This is a genomic window from Kitasatospora sp. GP30 (genome assembly GCF_029892145.1).
GTDB classification, from domain to species: Bacteria; Actinomycetota; Actinomycetes; order Streptomycetales; family Streptomycetaceae; genus Kitasatospora; species Kitasatospora acidiphila.
This window is the reverse complement of the sequence record NZ_JARZAH010000023.1, coordinates 113,647-124,274: the sequence shown is the minus strand read 5'-3', so window position 1 is coordinate 124,274 and position 10,628 is coordinate 113,647. Positions and strand designations below refer to the sequence as shown.

Here is a 10,628-nt window from a genome sequence, read left to right as displayed (position 1 = left end):
GCGGGGCCCCCCCCCCCCGGCCCCCGGGGGCCGCGCCCCCGCCCCCGGGGCCCGGGGGCCCGCGCCCCCCCCCCCCCCCCCGCCCCCCCCCCCCCCGGGGGGGCCCCCCCCCCCCCGGGGGGGCGCCCGCCGCAGTCGTCTCAACGGGCTTCGAGCAGCCCGGAGTCGGCCTCGAACCGGATCACCACGGCCTTGGAGGTCGGGGTGTTGCTGATCTCGGCGGTCGAGTCCAGCGGGACCAGCACATTGGTCTCCGGGTAGTAGGCCGCCGCCCCGCCGCGCGCCACCGGGTAGTGCACCACCTTGAAGTGCGGGGCGCGGCGCTCCACGCCGTCCCGCCACTCGCTCACCAGGTCGACGTAGCCGCCCTCGGTCAGGCCCAGCTCGGCCGCGTCGGCCGGGTTGACCAGCACCACCCGGCGGCCGCCGGTGATGCCGCGGTAGCGGTCGTCCAGGCCGTAGACCGTGGTGTTGTACTGGTCGTGCGAGCGCAGCGTCTGCAGCAGCAGCCGCCCGGCCGGCACCTCGGGGGCGGTCAGCGGGTTGACCGTGAAGTTGGCCTTGCCGGTGGCGGTCGGGAAGGTCCGGCTGTCCCGGGGGCCGTGCGGCAGCGCGAAGCCGCCGGGGCGGCGCACCTTGGCGTTGAAGTCCTCGAAGCCCGGCACCACCCGGGCGATCCGGTCCCGGACCAGGTCGTAGTCGGCGGCGAACTCCTCCCAGGGCAGCGGGTCGGCGGCCCCCAGCACGGCGCGGGCCAGCCGGCAGACGATCGCCGTCTCGGAGAGCAGCCCGTCGGCGGGCGGCCGCAGCCGGCCCTGCGAGGAGTGCACGATGCCCATCGAGTCCTCGACGGTGACGAACTGGTCGCCCCCGGCGGTGCGGTCCCGGTCGGTGCGGCCCAGGGTCGGCAGGATCAGCGCCCGGGCGCCGGTGACCAGGTGCGAGCGGTTGAGCTTGGTGGAGACGTGCACGGTGAGCCGGCAGCGGCGCATCGCGGCCTCGGTCACCAGGGTGTCGGGGGTGGCCGCGACGAAGTTGCCGCCCATCGCGAAGAAGACCTTGACCCGCCCGTCCCGCATCGCCCGGATCGTCTCCACCGAGTCGAAGCCGTGGTGCCGCGGCGGTTCGAAGCCGAACTCCCGCCCCAGCGCGTCCAGGAAGCCGGCGGTCGGCCGCTCGAAGATGCCCATGGTGCGGTCGCCCTGCACATTGCTGTGGCCGCGCACCGGGCAGACCCCGGCGCCCGGACGGCCCACATTGCCGCGCAGCAGCAGGAAGTTGACGACTTCGCGGATGGTCGGCACGGCGTGCTTGTGCTGGGTCAGGCCCATCGCCCAACAGACGATCACCTTGCGGGACTTCAGCACCAGCTCGGCCAACTGCTCGATCTGCGCCCAGGGCAGGCCGGTGGCCGCCAGCACCGCCTCGCGGTCGGTGGACTTCGCCTCGGCGGCGAACTCCTCGAAGCCGTGGCAGTGTTCGTCGATGAACGCCCGGTCGATGCCGTCCGCGGCGTTCAGCAGCAGCTGGTTGACGGCCCGGAACAGCGCCAGGTCGCCGCCGAGCCGGATCTGCAGGAACAGGTCGGTCAGCTTGGTGCCGGGGCCGACCAGGCCGCGGGCGTGCTGCGGGTTCTTGAACCGCTCGAGGCCGGCCTCCGGCAGCGGGTTGACGCTGACGATGGTGGCGCCGGCCCGCTTGGCCCGCTCCAGCGCGGAGAGCATCCGGGGGTGGTTGGTGCCCGGGTTCTGGCCGGCCACGATGATCAGGTCGGCCTGGTAGAGGTCCTTGAGGCTGACGCTGCCCTTGCCCACCCCGAGGGTCTCCACCAGCGCCGAACCGGACGACTCGTGGCACATGTTGGAGCAGTCCGGCAGGTTGTTGGTGCCCAGCCTGCGGGCGAACAGCTGGTAGGCGAAGGCGGCCTCGTTGCTGGTCCGGCCCGAGGTGTAGAAGGCGGCGGCGTCCGGCCCGTCCAGGGCCCGCAGCTCCTCGGCGACGATCTCGAAGGCGCGCTCCCAGGGGACCGGCGTGTAGTGGTCGGCGCCCTCCTCCAGCAGCATCGGCTCGGTGAGCCGGCCCTGCTGGCCCAGCCAGTAGCCGGACCGCCCGGCCAGCTCGGCGACCGGGTGGGCGGCGAAGAAGTCGGCGGTGATCCGGCGCTCGGTGGCCTCCTCGGCCACCGCCTTGGCGCCGTTCTCGCAGAACTCGGCGGTGTGCGGCTTGTCCGGCTCGGGCCAGGCGCAGCCCGGGCAGTCGAAGCCGCCGTGCTGGTTGACCTTTCCCAGGGCGGCTACCGAGCGCAGGGCGCCCATCTGCTCGTTGGCCATCTTCAGGCTGTTGACGACGGCGGGCAGGCCCACGGCCGAGCGCTTCGGGGCGCCGATCGCCGGGGCGTCCTGCGCGGGATCGCTCTGTGGGGCCTGCTTGGCCATGACTGCGCTCCTTCGTCGGTCGGTCTGGGACCGGTCGGTCCGTCCGGGGCTGCGCCGTCGACGGCCCCTGCTGCCATCCTTTCACCCGGCGGGACCGGCCACAGGGCCCGAGACCGGCCGAAACCCTGCTGCCCAACCGGCCCGTCGCACCTTGCCAAGGGGCCTGAGATGGCTGACGATATCGCTGGCGCGGCAGGCCGGTTGGCCGTCTCAAGGCGCCGGCCGGGCACGTTCTGGGGGAGTCATGAGAGCCGGCGACGTACTGGGGGAGCGCTACCGTCTGATCGGGGAGCTGGGCCGGGGCGGTTTCGGGGTGGTCTGGGAGGCCTACGACCAGCGGCTCGGCCGCCAGGTGGCGGTCAAGACGCTGCGCCACCACGGGACCAAGGCGGCGGCCACCGATCTGGCCAGGCTGCGCCGGGAGACCGAGGTGCTGGCCAAGCTGGTGCACCCGAACATCGTGCTGGTGCTGGACATGGGCGAGGACTCCTCGGACGGGGAGCGGTTCAGCTACCTGGTGATGGAGCTGCTCAACGGCCTCACCCTGAAGCAGGCGCTGGCCGACGGGCGCCCGGAGCTGCCGCGCGCCCTGGAGTGGGCCCGGCAGCTGTGCGCGGCGCTGGCCGCCGCCCACGCCGCCCAGGTGATCCACCGCGACGTCAAGCCGGAGAACATCATGTTCACCGCGCCGGACCGGAGCGTGCTCAAGGTGCTGGACTTCGGCATCGCGCAGATCGGCGACAACCGGGACGCGCTCACCACCGAGGGCTCGGTGATCGGCTCCACCCCGTACCTGGCGCCCGAGCGGTGGCGCGGCGAGCCCGGCTCGGTCCGCTCCGACCTCTACGCGGTCGGCTGCGTGCTCTACGAACTGCTCACCGGGCAGCGGCCGTTCAATGCTGGCAACACCTATGCGCTGATGGTGCAGCACCTGGAGGAGGAGCCGCCGCGCCCGCCCGCGCTGCCCACCGGGCTGGTCGAGTTGATCACCGAGCTGCTCGCCAAGGACCCGGCCGGACGCCCCGGCAGCGCCGCCGCGGTGGCCGAGCGGCTGGACCGCGCACTGGAGGCGATCCGCGACCTGCGGCGCCGCGCGGACGCTGCCTTCCAGGCTGCCGGGGACGGCCGGGCCGCCGAGGCGATCGACCAACTGCGGCCGCTGATCGAGCAGTTCGCGCTCGCCTTCGGCTCGGACGACGCCCGCACGCTGCGCACCTGCCACGATCTGGCGGTGGCCCTGGCCCGGCTCGGCCGACCCGACGAGGCCTACTGCCTGCTCGCCGAGCTGGCCCCCCTGGCCACCGCCGCGCTCGGCGACGGCCACCCCGAAGTGGAGGCGATCCAGCGCCGGCTGGCCCGCACCCCGGTGCCCGAACGGCCGTGCCCGTCCGGGCTGCTGGCCGCGCTGCTCGGCGCCGTCAACCGTACGGGCGGCTGAGCCGGGCCCGGTCGGGGCGGCACCGGTTGGGAGGAACCGCCCGCTGGCCGGTGGGCCTGGCGGATTGGTATACCTCGAAGCACCCAAGTCCCCAGCTGCGAAGAGGTGACCGGCTGATGAAGCTGCTCCGCGTTGGCCCCCCGGGTGCCGAGCGCCCGGCCGTGCTCGGTCCGGACGGCACCGCCTACGACCTCTCCGGGCGCACCCGGGAGCTGGACGGCGCGTTCCTGTCCCGGCTGGACGCGGCCGAGCTGTCCGCCGCGCTGGCCGCCGGTGAGTTCCCGGTGCTGGAGCTCGCCGGGCAGCGCCTGGGCGCGCCGGTGGCCCGGCCCGGCAAGGTGGTCTGCGTCGGCCTCAACTACCGCGACCACGCCGCCGAGGCCGGGGCCGCGATCCCCAGCGAGCCGGTGCTGTTCCTCAAGGCCCCCGACACCGTGATCGGTCCCGACGACGAGGTGCTGGTGCCGCGCGGCAGCACCAAGACCGACTACGAGATCGAGCTGGCCGTGGTGATCGGCCGCACCGCCCGCTACCTGGAGAGCGAGGCGGCGGCGGCGCGGTGCATCGCCGGCTACACCGTCTCCAACGACGTCAGCGAGCGCGCCTTCCAGCTGGAGCGCGGCGGGCAGTGGGACAAGGGCAAGAGCTGCGAGACCTTCAACCCGCTCGGCCCGTACCTGGTGACGCCCGACGAGCTGGGCGACCCGCAGGCGCTCCGGCTGCGGCTCTGGGTCAACGGCGAGCTGCGGCAGGACGGCAGCACCGGGCAGATGATCTTCCCGGTGCTCTCGGTGGTCCACTACATCAGCCGGTTCATGGTGCTGCACCCCGGCGACGTGATCTCCACCGGCACCCCGGCCGGGGTCGCCATGGGGCGGCCCGACGGCCCGTACCTGCGGCCCGGCGACGTGATGGAGCTCGAGATCGACGGGCTCGGCCGACAGCGCCAGCTGCTGGGCAAGGCCTGACGGCCGCTCAGCCGACGGCGTGCGGGGCGGCGAGCCGGCCCAGCAGGCGGGCCGCCCGCCCGTCCGGTCCGTCCAGTGCGAGCAGGCCGGCCAGCACCTCGGCGGTCTGCTCGTCATGGCCGGCGGTGGCCGCGGTCATCACCACGAACTCGTCCACCAGCCAGTCGCACAGCTCGGCGGGCGGCAGCTGGCGGCCCTCGTCCAGCCAGCTGAGCGAGCAGGCCTCGACCACCGAGATCCAGGACCGGACCAGCAGGGTCAGCCGGGGCCCGGGCTCGCGCACGCCCATGTAGCGCACGGTGCGGCGCAGCGCGGTGCGCCGCACCTCGTCGACTATCGCGCTGGTCCGCGCGGTCTCCACCACCGAGCCGCCGCGCAGCAGGGCCGCGTAGCCGGCGTCGTGCTCGGCGACGAACGAGAGGTAGCCGGACAGCACCGTGCCCAGCTGCTCGGTCGGGGTGCCCCGGGCCGGCACGACGAACCGGCTGATCAGCTCCTCGGCGGCGCTGCGCAGCGCCGCCTCGTAGAGCTGCTGCTTGCCGCCGGCGAAGTAGCGGTAGACCAGCGGGCGGGAGGCGCCGGAGGCCTCGGCCACGTCGTCCAGGCTGACCTCGTCCGGCGGCCGGGCGGAGAACAGCGCCAGCGCCACGGCGATCAGCTGCTCGCGGCGCTGCTGCACCGGGAGCCGTCGGTAGCCGGCCCGCTTGCGGCCGGCGGGGGCAGCGGCTGGTACCGGCTCCGTGTCGCTCATGGCGGTCAGCGTAGTGGCCGGTACCGGCGCACCACAGCCTCGCGGGCGTGCCGACCAGCGGGCGCACGCGCCGGTAAATCGCAACCACACGTTCCGGAAAGGGGCTTGCAAAGCGTCCGGGCTGCGAAAAGATGTCCGAATGGCTTCCGAAACCATTTCCTCCGCCGGCACTCCGCGCACCATCGCGGACGGCTATGTGCAGGCCCTTGCCGACCTCGACCCGCTGACCGCGGTCTACCTCGGACTCAACCCGGAGGACGACCGCCTCCCCGACCTCTCCCCGGCCGGCCAGGAGGCCGTCGCCGAGCTGGCCCGCCGCACGCTGGCCGAGCTGGACGCCGCGGAGGCCGCCGGTGCCATCGACGCCGCCGCGGACCCGCAGGCCGAGCGGCGCTGCGCCCGGCTGCTGCGCGAGCGGCTCACCGCCGAGCTCGCCGTGTACGACGCCGGCGAGCACCTGCGCGCGGTCCGCAACCTCGGCTCGCCGCTGCACAACACCCGCGAGCTGTTCACCCTGCTGCCGACCGACACCGAGGACGACTGGCGGCAGCTCGGCCGCCGGCTGGCCCGGATCCCGCTGACCCTGCGCGGGTACCGCGAGCTGCTGGAGGCGGGCATCGCCGCGGGGCGGCTGTCCGGCCCGCGCCAGGTGGTCACCGTGATCGGGCAGCTCGACGAGTGGCTGGCGCCCGACGACTCGGCCGTCGAGGAGGCCCGCTCGGCCGGCTGGTTCGGCGTGCTGGTCAGCCCGGCCCCCGAGGCGGTGCGGGCCGAGCTGGTCGGTCACGCCCGGGCCGCCGCCGAGGAGCTCGCCGCGCTGCGCGGCTGGCTGTCCGAGGTCTACGGTCCGGCCGCCGCCGACACCCCCGACGCGGTCGGCCGCGAGCGCTACGGCCGCTGGGTGCGCTACTGGACGGGCGCCGACCTGGACCTGGACGAGGCCTACCGGTGGGCCTGGACCGAGTTCCACGACCTGGACCGGCAGATGCGCGTCGAGGCCGAGAAGGTCCGACCGGGCAGCACCCCGATGCAGGCGATGCACTGGCTGGAGACCGACGGCGAGGCGATCGAGGGCGCCGAGACGGCCCGCGAGTACCTGCAGGGCCTGATGGACCAGGCGATCAACGACCTGCAGGGCGTGCACTTCGACCTGGCCGAGCCGGTCACCCGGGTGGAGTCGAGGATCGCCCCCGCGGGCAGCGCGGCGGCCCCGTACTACACCGCCCCCTCGCTGGACTTCACCCGTCCCGGCCGCACCTGGCTGCCGGTGCTCGGCCGCGAGCGGTTCCCGGTCTGGGACCTGGTCAGCACCTGGTACCACGAGGGCGTCCCCGGCCACCACCTGCAGCTGGCGCAGTGGAACTACGTGGCCGGCAGCCTGTCCACCTACCAGGTCAGCATGGGCGGCGTCAGCGCCAACCTGGAGGGCTGGGCGCTCTACGCCGAGCGCCTGATGGACGAGCTGGGCTACCTCACCGACCCGGGGCACCGCCTCGGCTACCTCAACGCCCAGATGATGCGGGCGCTGCGGGTGATCGTGGACATCGGCATGCACGTCGGCCTGGACTTCCCGGCCGACTCGCCGTTCCACCCGGGCGAGCCGATGACCCCCGAGCCGGCCCGGGAGTTCTTCGGCGAGTACTGCGGGCTGTCGGCGGCCTTCCTGGACAGCGAGCTGGTCCGCTACCTGGGCATGCCCGGGCAGGCGATCGGCTACAAGCTGGGCGAGCGCGCCTGGCTGCGCGGCCGGGCGGCGGCGCGGGCGGCGCACGAGGCGCGCGGCGAGGAGTTCGACCTGAAGGCCTGGCACATGGCGGCGCTCTCCCAGGGCTCGCTGGGCCTGGACGACCTGGTGGCGGAGCTCTCGGCGCTCTGACGGGCGGGGCCGGCTGACGGGCGGCTCCGGCCGGGAACCCGGGACCACGTCGCGGCGGCGTGGTTCCGGGGCGTCGCCACCCGGCCACCCCTGGTGAGTCCCTGGTGGAATCGGGGACTTATTCCCCGTTTTCGCCGTTTTTCACTTGCCTTGTCCGATTCCGCGAGCTTCGCTGGAGAAAGTGCCGTCCGCGCACGCCGGCGGCACCCCCGTCCGGAAGGCTCTCCCGTGTCCGCCCAACACGCGATGAGCGACCCGGTGCCGGATCCCCGCCGTTGGCGGGCACTGGCCGTGATCGCCATCGCCCAGCTGATGATCGTGCTCGACATCACGATCGTGAACATCGCCCTACCCTCCGCCCAGAAGGATCTGGGGATCTCCACCGGCGACCGGCAGTGGGTGGTCACCGCCTACACCCTCGCCTTCGGCGGGCTGCTGCTGCTCGGCGGGCGCCTCGGCGACCTGTACGGCCGCAAGCGCACCTTCATGATCGGCCTGCTCGGCTTCGCCGCCGCCTCCGCGCTCGGCGGTGCCGCGGTCTCCCCGGCCATGCTCTTCATCGCCCGTGCCATGCAGGGCGCCTTCGGCGCGCTCCTGGCCCCCTCGGCGCTGGGCCTGCTCTCCACCACCTTCACCCACCCGCGGGAACGCGCCACCGCCTTCGGCATCTTCGGCGCCATCGCGGCCGGCGGCAGCGCCGTCGGGTTCATCGCCGGCGGCTTCCTCACCGAGTTCCTCAACTGGCGCTGGTGCCTGTTCGTCAACGCGCCGATCGCGCTGGTCACGGCGCTCGCCGCCTACACGCTGCTCAAGCGCGACCACATCGAGAAGGGCCGGCGGATCCCGCTCGACCTACCCGGCGTGGCACTCGGCTGCGGCGGCCTGCTGGCCATCGTCTACGGCACCTCGGAGGCCGAGTCGCGCGGCTGGGGCAGCTGGCTAGTGCTCACCTGCCTCTGCCTGGGTGCGGCGCTGGAGGTCTGCTTCGTGCTGGCCGAGAAGCGCTCCACGCACCCGCTGCTGCCGCTGCACATCGTGCGCGACCGCAACCGCGGCGGCGCCGCCCTGTCGGTCGGCCTGGCCGTGATCGGGCTGTTCGGGATGTTCCTGTTCCTGACCTACTACCTGCAGACGGTCAAGGGGTTCTCGCCGCTGAAGACCGGGGTCGCGTTCCTGCCGATGACGGCGGCGATCATCATCGCCTCCGCAGGCGTGGCGGCCCGGCTGATGACCAGGGTGCCGGCCCGCTTCCTGATCGTGCCCGGGCTGCTGCTCGGCGCCTCCGGGATGGCCTGGCTGTCCCAGATGAGGGTGGACAGCCCGTACGCGGCCATGGTGCTGCCCAGCGAACTGCTGCTCGGCTTCGGCATGGGCCTGGTGTTCATGCCGTCGATGAACCTGGCCACCCTCGGTGTCGCACCACGCGAGACCGGTGCGGCGGCGGCCACCATCAACACCGCCCAGCAGGTCGGCGGCTCGTTCGGCACCGCGCTGCTCAACACCATCGCGGCCAGTGCCACCACCGCCTACCTGGTCGGCAAGGACGTGTCCAGCAAGGCGGTCCAGAACGCGGGCGCGGTGCACGGCTACAGCATCGCCGCCTGGGTCGCGCTCGGAGTCTTCCTACTCGCGGCGCTGGTCGCGGCCGTCATGGTCGACCACCGGCCGAGCCCCGAGGAGCGGGGCGCCGAGCAGGAGAGCGAGGCCCGGCTGCCGGCCACCGGACGACCGGCGACCGCGGAGGCCGCGGAGCCGGAGGCCACCTGACGCGGCGGTTGCGGAGGCGACGGGGCTATCCGAAGGCCCGTCCCGTCGCTCCCGCAGCCCCTCTTCCTTCCGGCGCGAAGCGTCAGTCATGATGTTCCGCAGTCCACCAGCCGGACACGTTCTCGTCTCCTGCCTTACCCCGGCCGGTGGATTCTCAGGCGGATCTCAGCCGAGGATCACCTAGCGACCAGCGTGCCGGGTAATAGTCGGTAGGGTCCGCGGCGCCGCACCCAGGCGCTGAGCAGTCGACCGACCGGGCCATCGAGCACGAGCACGAGCGATCGTGGGCAGGAGTCACGTCCTGATGACCAGTGAGCACCAGCGCGGTACCGCCCGCGTCCGCAGGTTCCGTCCGGTGGTCCTGGTGGCCGTGCTCGCCCTGGTGCTGCTCGGGGCCATAACGGGGGTCAGCATGCTCACCCCCAGCGCCGCCGCGTTCACCGGGCTGACCGGTGGCTCGGGTGCGCACCGGTCAGGCGCGCCGGCCAAGACCGTCAAGAGCGGCCAGCCGTCCGCCACCTCGGCCGCCCCCAGCACCCCCGCCGCCGACCCGGCCGGCGGAGCCGCCGTCGCCGAGCCGTCCACCAGCTCCCCGGTGGCCCAGCTGCCGCCGCTGAACTCCCCGTCGCCGTCAGCCACGCCGACCCCGAGCGACACGCCGCCGGCCCCCTCGCCGTCCGACCCGCCGAGCTCGGCCGCCCCCTCCTCGCCGGCCCCCGTCGCCTCCGACACCCGCACGACCCCCACCACCTCGCCCGCCCCGCCCGGCGCGGAGTCCAACCGGGTCGGCGCCCTGTTCAACTCACCGGTCGGCCCCGGCGACCACTTCTGCACGGCCAGCGTGGTGCACAGCGCCGGCCACGACCTGATCCTCACCGCCGCGCACTGCGTCTCCAGCGGCGCCAGCGGCGTCACCTTCGCCCCCGGCTACCGCGACGGCAAGGCCCCGTTCGGCACCTGGCAGGTCACCAAGGTCTTCACCACCAACGGCTGGTCCCAGACCGGCGACCCCGACCAGGACTTCGCGTTCCTCCAGGTCGCGGCCAACAGCAGCGGCCAGCAGGTCGAGGACGTGGTCGGCAGCGAGAACCTGGGCCTCAACGAGCCCTTCACCGCCACCGTCCGCCTCTACGGCTACCCGAACGCCAGCGACGAGCCGATCGTCTGCAGCAACGCCACCACCCAGCAGTCCGCCTACCAGCGCCGCATCGACTGCCCGGCCTACCCCAACGGCACCAGCGGCGGCCCCTGGATCTCCACCGCCACCGGCAACGTCATCGGCGTCATCGGCGGCTACCAGCAGGGCGGCTACACCGACGACACCTCGTACAGCGCGTACTTCGACTCGACGATCGGGAACCTGTACAGCACGGCGACAGGGTCGTGACCGGCC

The 10,628-nt window shown here is 73.6% G+C and carries 7 protein-coding genes; 5 read left to right on the top strand and 2 right to left on the bottom strand.

Annotation, left to right across the window (positions count from 1 at the left end):
* Positions 1–140 precede the first annotated feature (140 nt).
* The gene (locus P3T35_RS26885) at positions 141–2,435 is read right to left on the bottom strand and encodes an FdhF/YdeP family oxidoreductase (RefSeq protein WP_101382197.1); all 2,295 of its coding nucleotides are present in this window, start codon (positions 2,433–2,435) and stop codon (positions 141–143) included.
* A gap of 244 nt (positions 2,436–2,679) precedes the next feature.
* On the opposite strand from P3T35_RS26885, the gene P3T35_RS26880 reads away from it, so the two are divergent.
* Both P3T35_RS26880 and P3T35_RS26875 read left to right on the top strand, forming a co-directional pair.
* Entirely contained in the window at positions 2,680–3,873 is a 1,194-nt protein-coding gene (locus tag P3T35_RS26880; protein WP_180356579.1) for a serine/threonine-protein kinase, read from the top strand.
* A 116-nt stretch (positions 3,874–3,989) separates the two neighbouring features.
* The gene (locus P3T35_RS26875) at positions 3,990–4,841 is read left to right on the top strand and encodes a fumarylacetoacetate hydrolase family protein (RefSeq protein WP_101382199.1); all 852 of its coding nucleotides are present in this window, start codon (positions 3,990–3,992) and stop codon (positions 4,839–4,841) included.
* Between the two features lie 7 nt (positions 4,842–4,848).
* Here P3T35_RS26875 and P3T35_RS26870 read toward each other — a convergent pair whose 3' ends face one another.
* A complete protein-coding gene (locus P3T35_RS26870; RefSeq protein WP_101382200.1) occupies positions 4,849–5,592 on the bottom strand; it encodes a TetR/AcrR family transcriptional regulator in 744 nt (247 codons plus the stop codon).
* A 139-nt stretch (positions 5,593–5,731) separates the two neighbouring features.
* Between P3T35_RS26870 and P3T35_RS26865 the strand changes: the two genes are divergently transcribed.
* The 3 genes from P3T35_RS26865 to P3T35_RS26855 all read left to right on the top strand — a co-directional run bounded on the left by P3T35_RS26865 (position 5,732) and on the right by P3T35_RS26855 (position 10,622).
* Entirely contained in the window at positions 5,732–7,468 is a 1,737-nt protein-coding gene (locus tag P3T35_RS26865) for a DUF885 domain-containing protein (protein WP_101382201.1), read from the top strand.
* 246 nt (positions 7,469–7,714) lie between these two features.
* On the top strand, positions 7,715–9,235 hold the full coding sequence (locus P3T35_RS26860; RefSeq protein WP_101382202.1) for an MFS transporter: 1,521 nt from the start codon (positions 7,715–7,717) through the stop codon (positions 9,233–9,235).
* 304 nt (positions 9,236–9,539) lie between these two features.
* Complete coding sequence (locus P3T35_RS26855; protein WP_101382203.1) at positions 9,540–10,622, top strand: serine protease; 1,083 nt, start codon at positions 9,540–9,542, stop codon at positions 10,620–10,622.
* Positions 10,623–10,628: the final 6 nt, after the last annotated feature.